Origin of the sequence: Caballeronia glathei (assembly GCF_000698595.1) — a bacterium.
Taxonomy (GTDB): Bacteria; Pseudomonadota; Gammaproteobacteria; order Burkholderiales; family Burkholderiaceae; genus Caballeronia; species Caballeronia glathei.
This window is the reverse complement of the sequence record NZ_JFHC01000032.1, coordinates 26,342-44,289: the sequence shown is the minus strand read 5'-3', so window position 1 is coordinate 44,289 and position 17,948 is coordinate 26,342. Positions and strand designations below refer to the sequence as shown.

General features: G+C 67.6%; 21 protein-coding genes and 1 tRNA gene. 17 read left to right on the top strand and 5 right to left on the bottom strand.

All coding sequences use genetic code 11. The annotated features are described in order from the left end of the window. The first annotated feature begins 23 nt into the window (after window positions 1–23). From ccmC to BG61_RS20130, 8 genes are all read left to right on the top strand, one after another. Window positions 24–782 carry a heme ABC transporter permease CcmC gene (gene ccmC, locus BG61_RS20165; RefSeq protein WP_035924440.1) on the top strand — a complete coding sequence of 253 codons (759 nt, stop codon included), beginning with the start codon at window positions 24–26 and terminating at the stop codon, window positions 780–782. After that, on the top strand, window positions 779–991 hold the full coding sequence (ccmD, locus tag BG61_RS44045; RefSeq protein WP_035924442.1) for a heme exporter protein CcmD: 213 nt from the start codon (window positions 779–781) through the stop codon (window positions 989–991). The genes ccmC and ccmD overlap by 4 nt, the downstream gene beginning before the upstream one ends. After that, window positions 981–1,448 carry a cytochrome c maturation protein CcmE gene (gene ccmE, locus BG61_RS20155; RefSeq protein ID WP_035924445.1) on the top strand — a complete coding sequence of 156 codons (468 nt, stop codon included), beginning with the start codon at window positions 981–983 and terminating at the stop codon, window positions 1,446–1,448. Before ccmD ends, ccmE begins: the two co-directional genes overlap by 11 nt. After that, window positions 1,445–3,541 (top strand): heme lyase CcmF/NrfE family subunit, encoded by a 2,097-nt coding sequence (locus BG61_RS20150; protein ID WP_075584190.1) that lies wholly within the window; start codon window positions 1,445–1,447, stop codon window positions 3,539–3,541. The genes ccmE and BG61_RS20150 overlap by 4 nt, the downstream gene beginning before the upstream one ends. After that, window positions 3,538–4,074 (top strand): DsbE family thiol:disulfide interchange protein, encoded by a 537-nt coding sequence (locus BG61_RS20145; RefSeq protein ID WP_035924448.1) that lies wholly within the window; start codon window positions 3,538–3,540, stop codon window positions 4,072–4,074. Before BG61_RS20150 ends, BG61_RS20145 begins: the two co-directional genes overlap by 4 nt. Beyond that, window positions 4,071–4,553, top strand: coding sequence for a cytochrome c-type biogenesis protein (locus BG61_RS20140; RefSeq protein WP_035941805.1), 483 nt, complete (start codon window positions 4,071–4,073; stop codon window positions 4,551–4,553). Before BG61_RS20145 ends, BG61_RS20140 begins: the two co-directional genes overlap by 4 nt. After that, window positions 4,550–5,443 (top strand): c-type cytochrome biogenesis protein CcmI, encoded by an 894-nt coding sequence (gene ccmI / locus BG61_RS20135; RefSeq protein WP_051672670.1) that lies wholly within the window; start codon window positions 4,550–4,552, stop codon window positions 5,441–5,443. Before BG61_RS20140 ends, ccmI begins: the two co-directional genes overlap by 4 nt. Before the next feature lie 67 nt (window positions 5,444–5,510). After that, on the top strand, window positions 5,511–6,182 hold the full coding sequence (locus BG61_RS20130; RefSeq protein WP_035924453.1) for a ribonuclease HI family protein: 672 nt from the start codon (window positions 5,511–5,513) through the stop codon (window positions 6,180–6,182). A gap of 2 nt (window positions 6,183–6,184) precedes the next feature. Here BG61_RS20130 and BG61_RS20125 read toward each other — a convergent pair whose 3' ends face one another. Beyond that, entirely contained in the window at window positions 6,185–6,931 is a 747-nt protein-coding gene (locus tag BG61_RS20125; RefSeq protein WP_035924456.1) for an SDR family oxidoreductase, read from the bottom strand. A 321-nt stretch (window positions 6,932–7,252) separates the two neighbouring features. Between BG61_RS20125 and BG61_RS20120 the strand changes: the two genes are divergently transcribed. The 3 genes from BG61_RS20120 to BG61_RS20110 all read left to right on the top strand — a co-directional run bounded on the left by BG61_RS20120 (window position 7,253) and on the right by BG61_RS20110 (window position 9,245). Continuing rightward, a complete protein-coding gene (locus BG61_RS20120; RefSeq protein ID WP_035924548.1) occupies window positions 7,253–8,335 on the top strand; it encodes a porin in 1,083 nt (360 codons plus the stop codon). Window positions 8,336–8,416: 81 nt separating this feature from the next. Further along, window positions 8,417–9,055, top strand: a complete 639-nt coding sequence (locus tag BG61_RS20115; RefSeq protein ID WP_035924459.1) for a LysE family translocator — start codon at window positions 8,417–8,419, stop codon at window positions 9,053–9,055. Between the two features lie 113 nt (window positions 9,056–9,168). Continuing rightward, window positions 9,169–9,245: transfer RNA gene (locus BG61_RS20110), tRNA-Met, on the top strand. 410 nt (window positions 9,246–9,655) lie between these two features. Here the strand turns inward: BG61_RS20110 and rpsU are convergent. The 4 genes from rpsU to BG61_RS20090 all read right to left on the bottom strand — a co-directional run bounded on the left by rpsU (window position 9,656) and on the right by BG61_RS20090 (window position 11,724). Continuing rightward, on the bottom strand, window positions 9,656–9,868 hold the full coding sequence (gene rpsU, locus BG61_RS20105) for a 30S ribosomal protein S21 (RefSeq protein WP_006999077.1): 213 nt from the start codon (window positions 9,866–9,868) through the stop codon (window positions 9,656–9,658). 192 nt (window positions 9,869–10,060) lie between these two features. Continuing rightward, on the bottom strand, window positions 10,061–10,390 hold the full coding sequence (locus tag BG61_RS20100; protein WP_035924465.1) for a 2Fe-2S iron-sulfur cluster-binding protein: 330 nt from the start codon (window positions 10,388–10,390) through the stop codon (window positions 10,061–10,063). A gap of 22 nt (window positions 10,391–10,412) precedes the next feature. Further along, a complete protein-coding gene (locus tag BG61_RS20095) occupies window positions 10,413–11,006 on the bottom strand; it encodes an IMPACT family protein (protein WP_035924467.1) in 594 nt (197 codons plus the stop codon). Window positions 11,007–11,172: 166 nt separating this feature from the next. Further along, entirely contained in the window at window positions 11,173–11,724 is a 552-nt protein-coding gene (locus BG61_RS20090; RefSeq protein ID WP_035924470.1) for a GNAT family N-acetyltransferase, read from the bottom strand. Window positions 11,725–12,181: 457 nt separating this feature from the next. Between BG61_RS20090 and BG61_RS20085 the strand changes: the two genes are divergently transcribed. The 6 genes from BG61_RS20085 to BG61_RS20060 all read left to right on the top strand — a co-directional run bounded on the left by BG61_RS20085 (window position 12,182) and on the right by BG61_RS20060 (window position 17,845). Then, window positions 12,182–13,759 carry an EAL domain-containing protein gene (locus tag BG61_RS20085; RefSeq protein WP_035924551.1) on the top strand — a complete coding sequence of 526 codons (1,578 nt, stop codon included), beginning with the start codon at window positions 12,182–12,184 and terminating at the stop codon, window positions 13,757–13,759. 79 nt (window positions 13,760–13,838) lie between these two features. After that, entirely contained in the window at window positions 13,839–14,270 is a 432-nt protein-coding gene (locus BG61_RS20080; protein ID WP_035924471.1) for a hypothetical protein, read from the top strand. Between the two features lie 267 nt (window positions 14,271–14,537). After that, a complete protein-coding gene (locus BG61_RS20075; RefSeq protein WP_035924475.1) occupies window positions 14,538–15,227 on the top strand; it encodes an ABC transporter permease in 690 nt (229 codons plus the stop codon). A gap of 12 nt (window positions 15,228–15,239) precedes the next feature. After that, complete coding sequence (locus BG61_RS20070; protein WP_035924478.1) at window positions 15,240–15,953, top strand: ABC transporter permease; 714 nt, start codon at window positions 15,240–15,242, stop codon at window positions 15,951–15,953. Between the two features lie 61 nt (window positions 15,954–16,014). Then, window positions 16,015–16,806, top strand: a complete 792-nt coding sequence (locus tag BG61_RS20065; RefSeq protein WP_035924480.1) for an ABC transporter ATP-binding protein — start codon at window positions 16,015–16,017, stop codon at window positions 16,804–16,806. 73 nt (window positions 16,807–16,879) lie between these two features. Continuing rightward, window positions 16,880–17,845, top strand: a complete 966-nt coding sequence (locus BG61_RS20060) for a GlxA family transcriptional regulator (protein ID WP_232255944.1) — start codon at window positions 16,880–16,882, stop codon at window positions 17,843–17,845. Window positions 17,846–17,948 lie beyond the last annotated feature (103 nt).

Sequence of the window (17,948 nt, the reverse complement as noted above, 5' to 3'; positions counted from 1 at the left end):
GAACCAAGGAATGCAGGAGACACATGGACGATCACGCCGCACGACTGAACTGGTTTCGCTACGCGTCGCCGAAAACGTTCGACGCGCTCGCGCCCCGCCTGATCCGGGGCTTCGCGCTCGCGGCCCTCGTGCTCGCGCCGTGCGGCCTCTATATCGGCCTTGTCGCGGCGCCCGCAGATGCCGTGCAGGGCGAGGTCTACCGCATCATGTTCATCCACGTGCCGGCCGCGTGGATGTCGATGCTGGTCTATGTCGTCATGGCGGGTTACGCGGCGCTCGGCCTGATCTTCAACGCCCGGCTGCCGGCGATGATGGCGCTCGCGCTCGCGCCCACCGGCGCGCTCTTCACGTTCATCGCGCTCTTCACGGGCTCGCTCTGGGGCCGCCCGACGTGGGGCGCGTGGTGGGTCTGGGACGCGCGCCTCACGTCGGAGCTGATCCTGCTCTTCCTCTATCTGGGCTTCATCGCGCTGCATGCCGCCATCGACGACGTGCAGCGCGCCGATCGCGCGTGCGCGGTGCTCGTCCTCGCGGGCGTGGTGAACATTCCGGTCATCTACTTCTCGGTGCAGTGGTGGTACACGCTGCATCAGGGCGCGTCGTTCAGCTTCGGCAGCGGCGTGTCGATGGCGCCGTCGATGGCGTACGGCATCGTCGTGATGACGCTCGCGCTGTGGTGCTACGCGATTGCGATCGTGCTCGCCCGCGTGCGCGTGATCATCCGCACGCGGGCGGCCGCCGTGCCGGCGCCGCCGCAACATTCGGGAGGACTCGCGCGATGAACACATGGGCAGGCTGGGGCTATGGTCCGTTCGTCTGGGTGTCGTTCGGCGTGGCGTTCCTGTTGCTCGCGATCGAGGTGCTGCTCGTGCGGGCCGCGGGCAGAAGGGCGCGCAGTACGCCGGACCGGGCACCGGACGCGGCCCGCGCGCGGGCTCCGGTGCGGCTCGTGGCGAGCCGCGAGTTCGAGGAACGCAGCCGTGAAACCTAGGGCGCGGCGGCTCGCCTGGATCGCGGGCGCACTGGCGGCGCTCGGCGCGGCGTCGGCGCTCGTGCTGAACGCCTTCCAGTCGAACGTGATGTTCTTCGTGAGCCCGACGCAGATCGTCGAAGGACACGTGGCGAGCGGCACGCGGCTGCGCGTCGGCGGCCTGGTTGAGAAGGGCTCGCTCTCGCGCGACGAACACGGGCTGACGGTGCGCTTCAGCGTCACCGATACGGCGCGGGCCATTCCGGTCGTCTATCGCGGCGTCCTGCCCGATCTCTTTCGCGAGGGCAAGGGCGTGGTCGCGCAGGGCACGCTGATGCCGGACGGCACGTTCGTGGCCGATCAGGTGCTCGCGAAGCACGACGAGAACTACATGCCGCCCGATGCCGCCGATGCCGTCAACAGGGCGCGCTCGACCCTGCGGGTGTCGGGCGGGGCGTCGGCGGAGGCGCGGCGATGATCCCGGAAATCGGCCACTTCGCGCTGATCGTCGCGCTCGCGCTTGCGCTCGTGAACGGCGTGCTGCCGATCGTCGGCGCGGCGCGCGGCTGGACCCACTGGATGCGCGTGGCCTGGCCGGTCGCGCGCGCGCAGTTCGTGCTGGTCGCGATCGCGTTCGGGTGTCTCGCCGCGTCGTTTCTCGGCAACGATTTCTCGGTGCTGTACGTGGCGAGCCATTCGAATTCCATGCTGCCGCCCGTGTACCGCGTAACGGCCGTCTGGGGCGGCCATGAAGGCTCGCTGCTGCTCTGGACGCTGCTGCTCACGCTGTGGATGGCGGCCGTGTCGGTATTGAGCCGGCAACTGCCGCGCGCGATGGTCGCGCGCGTGCTTGGCGTGATGAGCTGGATTGCGGCGGGGTTTCTGCTCTTCATGCTGTTCACGTCGAATCCGTTCGCGCGGCTTCTGCCGCCCGCCGTCGACGGCCGCGATCTGAATCCGCTGCTGCAGGACCCGGGCATGGTGTCGCATCCACCGATTCTCTACATGGGCTACGTGGGTTTCGCGGTGGCGTTCGCCTTCGCGATCGCGGCGCTCCTCTCGGGCGAGCTGAACGCCGCGTGGGCGCGCTGGTCGCGTCCCTGGACGACGGCCGCCTGGATCTTCCTCACGCTCGGCATCATGCTCGGCAGCGGCTGGGCGTACTACGAGCTCGGCTGGGGCGGCTGGTGGTTCTGGGACCCGGTGGAAAACGCCTCGTTCATGCCGTGGCTCGCCGGCACGGCGCTGATCCACTCGCTCGCCGTCACGGAAAAACGGGGCGCCTTCCGAAGCTGGACCGTGCTGCTCGCGATCTGCACGTTCTCGCTGAGCCTGCTCGGCACGTTCCTCGTGCGCTCGGGCGTGATCACGTCGGTTCATTCGTTCGCGGCCGACCCCGCGCGGGGCATCTTCATCCTCGCGTTTCTCTCGATCGTGGCGGGAGGCGCGCTGCTGCTGTTCGCCTGGCGTGCGCCGAAGATCGGGCTCGGCGGGGGCTTCGACACCGTCTCGCGCGAGTCGCTGCTGCTGTCGAACAACGTGCTGCTGATGGTTGCCACGGCCTCGGTGCTGCTCGGCACGCTGTACCCGCTCTTTCTCGACGTGCTCGGTCTCGGCAAGATCTCGATCGGGCCGCCGTATTTCGACAGCATCTTCGTGCCGCTGATGACGCCCGCGGTGTTCCTGATGGGCATCGGCCCGATCGCGCGATGGAAGTCCGCGCGCCTGCCCGAACTCGCGGTGCGGCTGCGCTGGGCGGGCGCGGCGAGCGTCGTCGCGGCGCTTGCGCTGCCGTGGGTGGTCGGCGGCTGGAAACCGCTCGTCGGCCTCGGCATCCTGCTTGCCGCGTGGTGCGTGAGCGCGTCGGCGGTGGCGCTGTGGGAGCGCATCGCGCAACAGCAGGGGCCGCTCGCCGCGCGCTTCTCGCGCCTGCCGTCCGCCTTCTGCGGCATGCTGCTCGCGCATGTGGGAATCGGCGTGTTCATCGTCGGCGTGACGTTCGTGAAGGGCTACGAGACCGAGCGCGACGTGCGCCTCGAACCGAGCGAGTCGCTGACCGAGGGCGGCTACGCGTTCCGGTTCACCGGCACCCGCGAGATCGACGGCCCGAACTATCGCGCCGCGCGCGCGACCGTCGAAGTGAGCCGCGACGGTCGCACGGTCGCGGTGCTGCATCCGGAGAAGCGCCTTTTCATCGTGCAGCAGACACCGATGACCGAAGCCGCGATCGACCGCGGCGTGTTCCGCGATCTGTACGTCGCGATGGGCGAGCAGGTCGGCGCGGGGAACGCGTGGACGATGCGCGTTCATATCAAGCCGTTCGTGAACTGGATCTGGGCCGGCTGCCTCCTGATGGCGCTGGGCGGCGCGCTTGCCGCCTGCGACCGCCGCTACCGGCTCGTGCCGCGCAAGCGGCGCGCGGCCGTGCCTGCGCCTGTGTCTGTGTCTGCGCCTGCGTCTGCGTCTGTGTCTTTGACCGTGCCCCGCAGCCCGCGCGGCGCGGCGCCTGCGCCCGGCACGGCCACGCGTGAAGCCGGCACGGGCTCCGAAGCGGGGGAGGCCAGCCGATGAAGCGCTTTCTCCTGCCGCTCGCCGTGTTCGCCGTGCTGAGCGCCTTTCTGGCGGCGGCGCTGTCGCACGACCCGCGGCGCCTGCCGTCCGCGCTGATCGGGCAGCCCGCGCCCGCGTTCGATCTGCCGCAACTGCAGCCGGACGGCCCGCGCCTCTCGAATGCCGACCTCAAGGGACGGGTCTGGCTCCTGAACGTCTGGGCGTCGTGGTGCGTGTCCTGCCGCGACGAGCACGCGCTGCTCGTCGAGTTCGCGCGGCGCGGGGTCGCGCCGCTCTACGGGCTCAACTACAAGGACGAACCGGACGCCGCGCGCGAATGGATCTCGCGCTCGGGCAATCCTTACGTGGCGTCGATCGTCGACGGCAACGGGCAGGTGGGCATCGACTATGGCGTCTACGGCGTGCCGGAGACGTTCGTCATCGACAAGCACGGCGTGGTCCGCTACCGGCACGCGGGGCCGCTCACCGCGGCGGCGCTCGATACGCGCATCGTGCCGCTCGTGCGCAGGCTGCAGAGCGAGCAGGTCCGATGAAACCACGCCTTCACCTCACCCGATGGACGGTTCGCGCGGCGCTCTGCGTCGTGCTTTGCGGCGCCTTGCACGGCGGCCCGTCGCGGGCGGCGGAGAGCGACGCCGTGCGCATCCGCGAGCTGGAGCAGAGTTTTCGCTGCCTCGTGTGCCAGAACGAGGCGCTCGCCGATTCGAGCGCCGACCTCGCCGCCGATCTGCGCGGCAAGATCGCAGAGCAGGTGGCGAACGGCGCGACCGACGCGCAGGTGCGCGACTACATGGTGCGGCGCTACGGCGATTTCGTCCTGTACAAGCCGCCGTTCAAGCCGCTCACGTGGCTGCTCTGGCTCGGACCGTTCCTGCTGCTTTGCGCGGGTGCGCTCGTGCTCGCGCGCGTGGTGGCGCGCCGCCGCGCGATGCGACCGCCGCAGCTTTCCGCCGACGAGCGCCGCCGCGCCGATGCGCTGCTCAACCGTACATCGGAGGATTGCGGACCATGATCGGCTTCTGGCTGGCGGCCGGCGCGATGCTCGCCGGCGCGCTTTTCTGCGTGGCTCGTCCGCTGATGCGGCGCGCGGAGGAGGGGAGCACGCCCGGCGGCCGTGCGCTGCTCGTCACGCTGTATCAGGGCGAGCTGGCACGCGCCGATGCCGAGCTTCATGCGGGCACGCTGTCCCCCGAACTGCATGCCGTGACGCGGCGCGACATCGAAGCGCGGCTCCTGGAGGACGTGGGGCCGGCGCAGTCCGCGGCGGCGCCGGCTGAAGCGCCGGCGTCGGCCGCCGCCACGGCGCGCAGCCTCGCGACTCGGGCGGGCACCGCGGCGCTCCTGATCGCGCTGATTCCCGCCGGAGCGTTCGCACTCTATCTGCAACTCGGCGCGCCCGCCGCGCTGATGCTCGATGACGCCGGCGTCGAGCCGCACGAGATGACCACGGGTTCGGTCGAACTGATGGTGTCGCGGCTCGCGATGCGCCTGCGCGATCAGCCGGACGACGCACCGGGCTGGTCGATGCTCGCCCGCTCTTACCAGGTGCTCGAGCGCCCGGACGACGCGGCCGCCGCCTACGCCCGCGCGGTCGCGCTGGCGCCGGGCGACGCGCAATTGCGCGCCGATTACGCCGATGCGCTCGCGAGCGCGCAGGACGGCAGTCTCGCCGGGCCGGCGCAGCAGCAGATCGACGCGGCGCTCGCCATCGATCCGACGAACCCGAAGGCGCTGGCGCTTGCCGGATCGGCGGCTCAGGACCGGCGCGACTTCGGCGCCGCGCTCGGATACTGGCAGCGGCTCGAGGCGTCGCTCGCGCCCGATTCCCCGGCGGCGGAGCAGGCGCGCCGGAAAGTCGAGGAGACGCGTGCGCGGCTCGCCGGGCGGGCACCGGCGAAGTGAGAGCCGGTGCGCGCGACCGCGCCCCGTTTTTTGCTAAGCTCGGCGTTCGTCCATTACGCGCGCGCCCATGATCGCTTTCGAAGAGCTGCTTGCCATCGCCTACAAGAAGGAGCGCGCGCTCAGCCGGCGCCTCGCGAAGGGCGGGTCGATATCCGCGCACGACGCGCTCGTGAAAACGCTGGAGAAGGCGGCGGGCGTCCAGTCGCTGGGCGATCTGGTGCACGCGCGCAAGGCGGCAAAAGCGAGGGCGCACGCGGCGCTCGTCGCGCGCGGGGAGCGCAGGTCGCGTTCGCGCGCGCCCGCCGGGCGGCATGACCATCCGCCGGGCGCGTGGCTCGCGTGGTTCGACGGCTCGGCGCTGCCGAATCCGGGGCGCATCGGCATCGGCGGCGTGCTGCAGAGCCCGGAGGGCGAGGTCGTGGCAATCAGCGCCGCCGCCGGGCACGGCGACAGCAGCAAGGCCGAGTACCTCGCGCTCATCTCGGTGCTCGAAGCCGCGTTGCGCGTGCGCCCGGCGAGGCTCGTGATCTATGGCGACAGCCGCGTCGTCATCGACGACGTGCGGCGCGACAGCGACACGGGCTCATCCGTGCTCGCCGGGCATGCGGAGCATGCCCGGCGGCTGATCGGTGAGCTCGGCGATGTCCGCCTCCACTGGATTCCGCGCGGCGGGAACGCGAGCGCCGATGTCCTGTCGCGCCAGGCGCTTCAGGCTGTTCGGGCCGGCGCGCCGGCCTGAGTTCAGGCGAGCTCGCGAACATCCGCGACAGGCGTCGTGCCGAACGCGTCGCTCAATGCGTAGTCCACGAGCTTTTTCGCCGCCTGGTCGGGCGTCGCGAGGCGGCCCTCGTTTTTCAGCGCTTCGAACCGTTCGCGCTGCGGAAAGCGGTCGAGGCCCGTTGCGCGGATCTCGGCCTGCATGTCCGTATCGATCACGCCCGGCGCCACGCTGCAGATGCGCAGCGCGCGGTTCGGGTCGAGCGCGACCGCGCGGGCGTGATGATCGAGCGCGGCCTTCGTCGCGCAATAGATGCTCCAGCCGGGATACGCGTTGCGCGCCGCGCCGCTCGACACATGGACGATGCGCCGGTCCTGCGCCTCGCCGCTCGCCGCCGCGAGCGCGCTCGCGAGCATCAGCGGCGCCGCCACGTTCACGCTCACGGCGCGCGCGATCGCGCCCGCGTCCTGGCCCTCGATCGGACCGACCGGCTGAAGCATGCCGGCGTTGTTGACGAGCAAGACGGTCCGAGCGCCCGCGACAAAGCGGCGCAGACCGTCGCCGGCGAGCCACGTTTCGAGGCCCGCCAGATCGGCGAGATCCAGCTCCGCTTCTTCGAGCCTGCCCGCATGCCGCGCGGCGAGCGCCGGGTTGCGCGAGCGCGACAGCGCGAGCACGGGGATATCGAGCGACAGAAGGTACTCCGCGAGCGCCGCGCCCAGTCCGCGCGTGTGTCCGGTGACGATTGCCTTCGTGATGGGTTTGTTCATGCCGGTGCCTGATCCAGTCGGGGAAAGCCGTGATCTTACTCGCGAGCCGCGCAGCCGTCCGGCCGCGCAAAAAGCGGGCGTTTCGCCCCTCCGATTGCGCGTCAATCGTCCTATGAATCGAGCGTCTGATGCGTGCAAGCAACGAATTTGGGAATCGCGAAGCGTCGAAGCCGCGAAAACGTTGAAATGCGAAGGATTCTCGTTGCCGGCGGCTTATCTCCAAATGACAATCACTATCATTACAGGTGCCTGTCTCTCGTATTCACGTTGTTAACAACTGGAGAACGAACCATGCATAACCGCCTCAGGAACGGCAATGGCATGACGGCCTTGTGCGCCTGCTCCCTCGCGCTCGCGAGCGGCGCGGCATCGGCGCAAAGCTCGGTAACGCTTTACGGCGAAATCGACGGCGGATTGGCCTATGTCAACAACGTTGCCGATCACGCGCTCTACAAGTTCACGACGGGCGTGATCGACGGCAGCTTCTGGGGCCTGGAAGGCACCGAGGACCTCGGCGGCGGCATGAAGGCGGTCTTCAAGCTCGAGCGCGGCTTCTCGATCGCGACGGGCGAGGGCTTCAACGATCATCCGTACTACGTCGGGCTCGGCACCGACACGCTCGGCACGATCACGCTCGGCCATCAGTACGATTCGATCCACGACTACTTCGCCCCCTTCACGCTCACCGGCGGCACGGGCGGCACGGCGTTCGCGCATCCCTTCGACAACGACAACGCGAACAACTCGTTTCTCGCGTCGAACTCGATCAAATACACGAGCGAGACGTACGCCGGCTTCAGTTTCGGCGGCCTGTACGCGTTCTCGAATGAGGCGGGGCAGTTTGCGAACAACCGCGCGTGGAGCGTCGGCGCCAACTACTCGCTGGGTCCGTTCTCCGCGGGCGCCGCCTATCTGCACAACAATGGGCGCGGCAACACCGCGGGCGGCGCATACGAGCCGCTCAACCTGCCCGGCCCCGACCGGACGGTCTTCAGCGCGAACGTTCAGCGCCAGAACACGTTCGGCGTCGGCGCGAGCTACGTGATCGGCGAACTCACGGTGGCGGGCGCTTTTTCGCGCTCGATCAACTCCGGCGTGACCAATGCGGATACCGGCGACCCGGCTTCGTCGATCGCGCTGAACAACTACGAAATCAACGCGACGTATCAACTGACGCCGGCCATCGCGCTCGCCGGCATGTACAACTACACGAACGGCAGCGGTGTGCACTGGCATCAGGGCGCCGTGCAGGTGGACTATCTGCTGTCGAAGCGCACCGACGTGTATCTGGAGTCGATCTATCAGCGGGCCTCGTCGGGCGCGCCGGCGGTGATCAACACCAACGACCCGGCGAGCGGCAACAACCAGCTGATGGTGGCGATGGGCATCCGGCATCGCTTCTGAGCGCGCGCCGGCCCTCGGCACGCGCACGCGAATCTGGTAGCGTAACGGCTTGATTCTTTTGCGCTATCGAAGGTGACGCGGATGTCGCTGCAGACCTTTTCGCTGTTCGTGCCGGCGTGCTTCGCCATCAACATGGCCTTCGGGCCCAACAACGTGCTCTCGCTGTCGAACGGCGCGCGCGAGGGCGTGCGCACGTCGGTGCTCGCGTCGGCCGGGCGGCTCGTCGCCTTCGCGATCATGATCGCGATCGCGGGACTCGGGCTCGGCGCGCTCCTGATGGCTTCGCAGACGCTTTTCACGCTGATCAAGTTCGGCGGCGCGGCTTATCTGGTGTGGATCGGCATCAAGCTGATCCGCTCGGGGCCGGCGCTCGTCGCGCACGCAAACGGCGACGGCGCGCCGCATGCGCCGACGCCCCTCGCGAAGCTTGCGAAGCAGGAGTTTCTGGTGGCGGCGGGCAATCCGAAGGCGATTCTCGTTTTTACCGCGTTCTTCCCGCAATTCGTCGACCGCTCCGCCTATGCGACGAGCTTTACCGTGCTGGGCGTCACGTTTCTGGTGCTCGAACTCGTTGCCATCGCGGTTTATGCGGCGCTGGGCGCGCGGCTCGGGTCGGTTGCGAACGGCGCCCGGGGCTTCAAGTGGTTCAACCGCGTGAGCGGAACGCTGATGATCGGCTTCGGCATCATGCTTGCGTTCGTTCGCCGTCCGGCAACGTGATCGGCGCTCGATCTTCGGATCGCTGCGGCTCCCCGTCGATGCCGGCATCAGGGAAAACGCCAATCTTCGTTTGACCTGAATCGCGCTTTTCAGCTATACTTTAATTCTTCAGACGCGGGGTGGAGCAGTCTGGCAGCTCGTCGGGCTCATAACCCGAAGGTCGTAGGTTCAAATCCTACCCCCGCAACCAAGTTTTCAAACAAAAAGCCCGGCTCGCCGGGCTTTTTGTTTTTGCGTCGCGTGTTCGTATGTCGTGCGAAGCTAAAGTACGGTGGGCGAATAATCAGAACGAGTAAATTCCCGCAAAAGCCGATACCCAAAGCACGAAAAGCCTGCATGACGCGAAGTCATGCAGGCTTTTTGTATTCGTCATTCGTTGATGCGCGACGATCGGCGTACGAACCGCTATCGCGATGAACTTGCCGTGTCGCTGTAATGCATGAAGCCATGCTTCGGGGCACGCCGCTGCGTCGAGCCGCGGGCAGGGCGGGCATTCACGCAAATCGCTGTATCGATGCGGCGGCGCAGTCAGCAGACCGGCTGCTGTTTCGCTCGGCCGCGCTCTGCCTGATCGGGATCAGCGATTACGCGTGTCGTGCATCAATAAAACTTTTTCGGCAATTGCGCGCGGCGGATCTGCTTGCGCAGACGAGCGACAGCAGCAGCTTTCTTGCGCTTGCGCTCGGTGGTGGGCTTTTCGTAAGCCATGCGCGATTTGAGTTCCTGAATCAGGCCCGTGCGCTCCACGGTACGGCGAAACCGACGCATGGCGACGTCGAAAGGCTCGTTCTCTTTCAACAGTACTTTAGTCATTGAGTTCTCGGTTGATCTGGCCCTGCCAGAAATTAGGGCAAAGGGCAATTGTACACTTTTTGAGAGCCGAACGGCACGGGCTCGAGTCGACCATCACGTGCCGACGCTCGGGAATCACATCGTAGGTCGTTGAATAGAGACGACAATCCTGAATTACCCGCGTCCGCTGAAAGGAATGTGCAAAGAACGGAATCAGAAGCCGCGGGAGTTCACCCGGCGGGCGGCAGCAGTTTCCTCGGACGCCGCGGGCTGCTCGATCGTCACGTCCGATGCGGCGACGGCGACGCACGGCAAAATCCAGCCGTCCGCCTTTTCGTCAGCGGCAAGTCCCGGCCATTCGATCCGGTAGCGCACTTCGCCGGAACTCAGCCGGCACAGGCACGCGCGGCACGTGCCGTTGCGGCACGAACTCGGCAGACGGATGCCCGCCTGCGACGCGGCTTCGAGCAGCGACGCGTCTCCGGCCACCTCGACGGTGCGCGCGAGCGGCTCGATGCGCAGTGTGAAGCGGCGGCCGGTCATGGGGTGGCCTCGCATGCGCCCGTCATGCGTCGAGCGCGATCGTCGCGCGGCCGTGGGTGAGGTCGCGCAACTCGGCCGCGGCCTTCTCGCGCGACGCGAGCGGAACGCGGATCACGAGCCGCACGCCCATGTCGTACGCGATCTCGACCAGTTCGCCGTTTTCCTGCTCGATCCAGCGGCGCACGCGCGCTTCGTCCGCGTAATCGGTCTGCACCCGCAGTGTGCCCCGCGCGACGCGCTCGATGCGCTCGGCGGCCTGCATCGCGGTTGCGATCGCGTCGGTGTAGGCGCGCACGAGCCCGCCCGCGCCGAGCTTGATGCCGCCGTAGTAGCGCACGACGGCGGCCAGCACGCCGTCGACTTCGTGATGCCGCAGCACTTCGAGAATGGGACGCCCGGCGGTGCCGGACGGCTCGCCGTCGTCCGACATGCCCGACTGGCCGCCCGCGAGCAGCGCCCAGCAGACGTGCGTCGCCGCCGGATGCTCGGCGCGCAGCGATTCGAGCCGGGCCATCGCGGCGGCGCGGTCCGCAACGGGAATCGCGAGCGCGATGAACCGGCTCTTGCGGATGTCGATTTCGGCGGTGACGGGGGCGGCAAGCGTGTAGGTTGGCAACTGGAAAACGCGCTGGATGGACGGCGAAGCTGAAATGGTAACGGGAAAGGGGCGCACGCCGCGCGGTACATATTCCCGGCGATGCGCTCTTGCAAGCGGCGCCATCGCGCGGGGAGCGGCCTTCAGCGCGTGCGCGGAACCGGATCGGAAGGCGCCGCAGCCGCCTTCACGCGGCCGCCTCCGCCGAAGCCGCCCCGAGCGGCCGCTGCATCAGCACCGTATCGACCCACCTGCCATGCTTGAACCCGACGTTGCGCAGCACGCCGACGTGCTCGAACCCGAGCCGCGCATGGAGCGCGATCGAGCCCGCGTTGCCGCTGTTGCCGATCACCGCGATCATCTGGCGCCACGGCCCCGCTTCGCAGCGCGCGATCAACGCCGAGAGGAGCGCGAGCCCGATGCCGCGTCCGTTGAAGCCGTCGGCGATATAGACCGAGTCCTCGATCGTGTGACGATACGCCGAGCGCGCCCGGTACGCCGTCGCATAGGTATAGCCGACCACCGCGCCCTCCAACTCGGCGACGACGTAGGGCAGGCCGGCGCCGGTGATCGACGCGTGGCGCGCGCGCATTTCGTCGACGGCGGGCGCGATTTCCTCGAACGTCGCGAGCGCGTTCTCCACGTAGTGCGCATAGATTCTGGCGATGGCGTCGAAGTCGGCGGGGCGTGCGTCGCGCACGACGGGGCGGGCGGGCTCGTTTGCGGTGCGGGTGGTCATCGGAGCGATTCCTGAAGCGTGAGACGCGCGCTTGCATCGTGGAGGTGCCGATTTTCGCACGCCGGCGCGTTGCCAGCGCACACCCGGCGCCCGTTCTGCGCCCGTTCCGCACCCGTCCGGCCCACTGTCCGGCGAACCGTCCCGCGCACTCTGATTCGCACGCAAAAAAACGTCGCGGCGGCCGTGCGGCAGACCACCAAACAGCCATGCTTTCAATAAAAGAAAGCGTTGAGCCACGGCCCGGCGGCCCTCTACACTAGGTCGTTTGCACAAAGCTGCGAACGGGCCGGATTCACGCTGGGGGAACGCGCGAAAGGGTACGGATCGGGTACGTATCGGATGCCTGTCGGGCACGCCTGGCGCGCGCGACGAGCGCGACGGGATACGTACGGGATGGCATTTCAGCGGCGCGCGCGTTGTGCCGAAGACGCGACGCGGCGCCGGGCGACAACACGCAATGAACAAACTACAACGCGGGGGACTGGCGGCGCTTCTGGTCGTCGTCGTGCTGGCCGCGGCGCTTGCGCCGGCGGCAGCGGGCTTTATCCTTGCGCAACGCAGCCTGCGGCTCGACGAGACCGAGCGGCTCAGCAGAGTCGCCGATGCCGCGCTCGCGCGCGCAGAAGACGTCACACGAAGCCTGTCGAGCGCGCTCGCGGAAATCGCGCGCGTGGCGGGCGAGCCGTGCACGGCCTCGTACCTGACGGAGCTTCGCCGCATCGCATTGATGCACCGGCAGGTGCGCGATGCCGGCGCCTACGGGAACGACGGCCGCCTGCAATGCTCGTCGCTGCGCGGCGCGCACGGGCCGGAGGCGGCATCGCCCGACGCAGAGCGCCTGCCGCCGCCCGACTGGCGCGGCAGCGACGGCCTGAGCGCGTGGTTCGGCCCGCTGCATCTGCCGGGCGGCGAGACGTCGCTCGTGCTGGGGCGCAGCGGCTCCTACGTCGCAGCCGATCCGGCGGCCTACGTCGACGGCACCGCGAGCGGCCTCGGCATCATCAATACGCAGGCGAGCCGCGTGATCGCGACGACGCCGAGCGCCGATCCCTCGCGCCTGCTCGCGCTCTACCGCCGTCCCGACGACGGCGTGCGCTGCACCACTCCCTACGTCGTGCGCCGTTCGACATCGATGCCGCTCGCCGTCGTCGTGAGCGCGCCGCGCCAGGCGCTGCCCGAGCGCATCCGCAGCCTGCCGTGGGGATGGCTCTTCGGCGGCGTCGCGACCGGCATCGCGCTCGCGTGCTGGGTGGCGTATCTCATCGTGCAGCGGATGTCGCCGCGCGGCCAGCTGACCGACGCTGTGCGCCGCCACGAGTTCATCGTCGCGTACCAGCCGATCGTCGATCTCGCGACGCGCCGCTGCGTGGGCGCGGAGGCGCTCGTGCGCTGGAAGCACCACGACCGCATCGTGCGTCCCGACGACTTCATCCCGCTTGCCGAGCACGGCGGGCTGATCCAGGCGATCACCGACCAGGTGCTCGACACCGTGCTGCTCGAACTGGGCGAATTTCTCACGCGCTATCGCGAGTATTACGTGTCGATCAACCTGAGCGCGATCGATCTCACCACGCCGCGCTTTCTCGACAATCTCAGGCCCGCCGTCGCCGAGCAGGGCGTGAAGCCGGACCAGATCCGCATCGAGGCGACCGAGCGCGGCTTTCTCGACGCCGAGGCCGCGAAGGAAGTGATCAGCGCGTTTCGCGAGGCGGGCCACCCGGTCTATATCGACGACTTCGGCACCGGCTATTCGAGCCTGTCGCATCTGCAGAACTTTCGCGTCGACGGGCTCAAGATCGACAAGTCGTTCGTCGATACGATCGGGCAGGACGCGGCATCGAGCAGCGTGGCGTCGCATATCATCGAGATGGCGGCGACGCTCGAGGTGCAGGTGGTCGCGGAGGGCATCGAGCGCGAGGAGCAGGCGATCTACCTGCATGCGCGCGGCGCGCAGTTCGGCCAGGGCTGGCTCTTTTCGCCGCCGCTTACCGCCGCCGAATTCATCCGCTACGCGGGCAGGACGCGCGGCGCCTGAGCCGGCATTGAAATCCGCGCGCGCGGACGCATCTGTCATGACTTGTCATGTCATCCCTCTTCACCGACGAGCCACCGCCATGAACGATCAAGCCGCCACGACCTTTCTCAACGACGTGCGCCATCCGCTTCTCGCGCTGCACCGCAGCGTGCTCGGCGAACTGCGCGCGCGGCACGAGGCCGAGTTCGGGCCGGTGTCGCCGGGAGAATTCCTGCAGATCGTGATCAACGGCACGGCCTATCGCTGGCTGTCGCCGCTTTCCACGCTGATCGCCGCGCTCGACGACGTCCTCGACGACAAGGAGGCCACGGCGGCGGGGCGTATCGAGATCGCCTCGGCGGTCGTCGCGATGTTCACGGCGAAGACGCGCAGCGCCGAGTTCGCGCAACAATACCTGCCGTTGTTGCAGGACAGCCCTGAAATCGCGCTCGCGAACGGCCGGGTGGCGCAGCTCGTGCGGGCGGCCGCGCCCGCCGGCGACAAACTCCCGGGCGAGGCGGACGGCCGCTGAGGGGCGCCGCGTTCTATCGAAAAAGCGACCAAAAACCTGCGAATTCACGCCGCCGCGCGTGTTCGGGTTTTCATGATTGCCACCGGGCGCGAGCCTTGTCGCAAGCGTGATTGCGCCCGGCTGCGGCGTGCCGCGCCTCGTGTTGCGCCGCAATAAAACGGTCCCGCCGCATTTGAGCAATTGATTTTCGCCTGCGACTATCGGCGCCAATCGCTGGAAACCGCTTGAATCCAGCCGACGCCGATTCATATCCAGACGGAGACGCACGTGTTCCTATACGGCTATGGCCCGCTGCTTCTCGCGGGCGCCAAACAGACCATCGCCCTCGCGGTGCTTTCCCTCGCGGTATCGGTCGTGCTGGGCCTCTTCGGCGCGAGCGCGAAGCTGTCCCGGCATGCGTTCCTGCGCGGCATCGCCACCGCCTACACCACGCTGATCCGCTCGGTGCCCGATCTCGTCCTGATGCTGCTGCTCTTCTACAGCATCCAGATCGCGATAAACAACCTCACCGACGCATTCGGCCTCCCGCAGTTCGACATCGATCCGTTCACCGCCGGCGTGCTCACGCTCGGCTTCATCTACGGCGCCTATTTCACCGAGACGTTTCGCGGCGCGTTTCTCTCCGTGCCGCGCGGCCAGCTCGAAGCGGGCAGCGCGTACGGCATGAGCGGCATGCGCGTGTTCGGCCGCATCATGTTTCCGCAGATGATGCGCTTTGCGCTGCCGGGCATCGGCAACAACTGGCAGGTGCTCGTGAAGGCGACGGCGCTCGTGTCGATCATCGGCCTCGCCGATATCGTCAAGGCCGCGCAGGACGCGGGCAAGAGCACCTTCAACATGTTCTTCTTCATCCTGATCGCGGCGCTCGCGTATCTCGTCATCACCACCGCTTCGAACATCGTGCTGATGATGCTCGAACGCCGCTATTCCATCGGCGTGCGGCACGCTGAACTGTAACCGGGGCCCGTCATGATCCAGATCCTTGCCGAATACTGGCGACCGTTTCTCTATTCCGACGGAATGCGCGCATCGGGCCTCGTCGTCACGCTGTGGCTGCTGGTCGCGTCGATTGCGCTCGGCTTCGTCGCGGCGGTGCCGCTCGCGTGCGCGCGGGTGTCGCGAAACCGCTGGGTTTCCACGCCGGTGCGCTTCTACACCTACGTGTTTCGCGGCACGCCGCTCTATGTGCAGTTGCTGCTGCTCTATACCGGCATGTACAGCCTTGAGTTCGTGCGCACGCATTCGCTGCTGGACGCGTTTTTCCGCAGCGGCTTCAATTGCGCGATCCTCGCGTTCGCTCTCAACACCTGCGCCTATACGACCGAGATCTTCGCCGGCGCGATCCGCGCGATTCCGCACGGCGAGGTCGAGGCGGCGCGCGCCTACGGCATGGGCTGGTTCACGATGTACCGCCGCGTGATCCTGCCGTCCGCCCTGCGCCGCTCATTGCCGCTGTACAGTAACGAAGTGATCCTGATGCTGCACGCGACCACCGTCGCGTTCACGGCGACCGTGCCGGATATCCTGAAGGTCGCGCGCGACGCCAATTCGGCGACGTACCAGTCGTTCGAATCGTTCGGGATCGCCGCGCTGATGTACCTGGCGATCTCGTTCGCGCTCGTCGCGGCGTTCAGGCGGGCGGAAAAGCGCTGGCTGGGCTATCTCGGCGCCGGCCGCCGCTGATGTACGGCTAGAATTCGCAGTGTCGAAATGCAGGACCACATGTCACCCCGGGAGAGATGAGTTGGAGCCAACCGCCAAAGACGTCGCGACGAAACTCGTCGCGCAGGACATTCACAAGCGCTACGGCGACAACGAAGTGCTCAAGGGCGTTTCGCTTGCGGCCAAGGCCGGCGATGTGATCAGCATCATCGGCGCGAGCGGCTCGGGAAAGAGCACGTTCCTGCGCTGCATCAATTTTCTGGAAAAGCCGAACGCGGGGCAGATCGTCGTCGACGGCGAGACCGTGCGCACGAAAGCCGACCGTGCGGGCAATCTCGACGTCGCCGATCACAAGCAGTTGCAGCGCGTGCGCACCAAGCTCGCGATGGTCTTCCAGCACTTCAACCTGTGGTCGCACATGACGGCCATCGAGAACGTGATGGAAGCGCCCATGCACGTGCTCGGCCTCTCGAAGAAGGAAGCCGAGGAGCGTGCGCGCACGTATCTGGAGAAGGTCGGGCTCGCGCCGCGCATGGAGAAGCAGTATCCGTCGCATTTGTCGGGCGGGCAGCAGCAGCGCGTCGCCATCGCCCGCGCGCTCGCGATGCATCCGGACGTGATGCTGTTCGACGAGCCCACCTCCGCGCTCGACCCGGAACTCGTCGGCGAAGTGCTGAAGGTGATGCAGAAGCTCGCGGAGGAAGGCCGCACGATGATCGTCGTGACGCACGAGATGGGCTTCGCGCGCAACGTGTCGAATCACGTGATGTTCCTGCATCAGGGCCGCACCGAGGAAGAGGGCGCGCCCGCCGACGTGCTGAGCGCGCCGAAGAGCGAGCGGCTCAGGCAGTTCCTCTCCGGCAGCCTCAAGTAACGCGGTGAGCGTCAATCCGGGCGCGGCGCCGAAGCCATTGCAGGTCGCGATCGTCGCCTTGCCGCCCTGTTCGATGAGCGGTATCGGGCCGATCGTCGACAGCCTGCATCTCGCGAACGAGATCGACGGCCATCTGCTCTACGACTGGACCATCTGCTCGTGGGACGGCCGCCCGGTGCCGCTCACGGGCGGCGCGCAGCTTCCGGCCGACGCCGCCTTCGGCGACGCCGTCAGATGCGACTGGCTGATCGTCGTCTCCGAGCGCTATCAGCAGTTCGCCGACTACCGGCTCTTTCTCGCGAGCCTCGCGCGGGTTGCGACCCGCACGCCGCTTGTCACCGGCATCCACCACGGCGTGTGGTGGCTTGCGATGGCGGGCCAGTTGAGCGCCTATCGCGTCGCGGTGAACTGGGAAACCTACCAGCAGTTCGCGGAGGAGTTCGAGCGTTCCATCGTTACGCAGCAGATCTTCGAAATCGACCGCGACCGCGCGACGTGCGCGGGCGGCCAGGCAAGCGTCGACTTCATGCTTGCGATGATTGCGCGCGAGCACGGGCGCGACCTTGCGGAGCGGATTGCGGACTCGCTCGGCATCGGCGTGCTGCGCGCGGGCGAGGAGCGCCAGCGCATTCCGTTCGTCACGGCGCCGGGCGAGCGCCATCCGCGCCTGAACGACGCGTTGCAACTGATGGAAGCGAACATCGAGGACCCGCTCGCCACCGACGAGATCGCGGGCCTCGTGGGCATCTCGCGGCGCCAGCTCGAGCGGCTTTTTCGGCAATACCTCGGCTCGATGCCCTCGAAGTACTACCTCAACCTGCGGCTCGCGAAGGCGCGCACGCAGTTGCAGCGCACGAGCAAGTCGGTCGTGCAGATCAGCCTTGCGTGCGGATTTTCGTCAGCGGCGCACTTCTCGAACGCGTACCGCGACCGCTTCGGCGTGACGCCGCGCGAGGACCGCCGCAACTGGATCGAGAAGCACCGCGGCGGTGCATCCGATGAGCCGCGGGGTGGTGCGCTGCTTGAAGCAGGCGAGTGAGGGGAGGGCCGCTGGCGCTGGGGGTTGGGGTTTGTTGTTTACACCGTTTGATGCACTTCGGCCTCTATGAAATTTGCCTTGTTCGCGGTCTATTAGCTCGCCC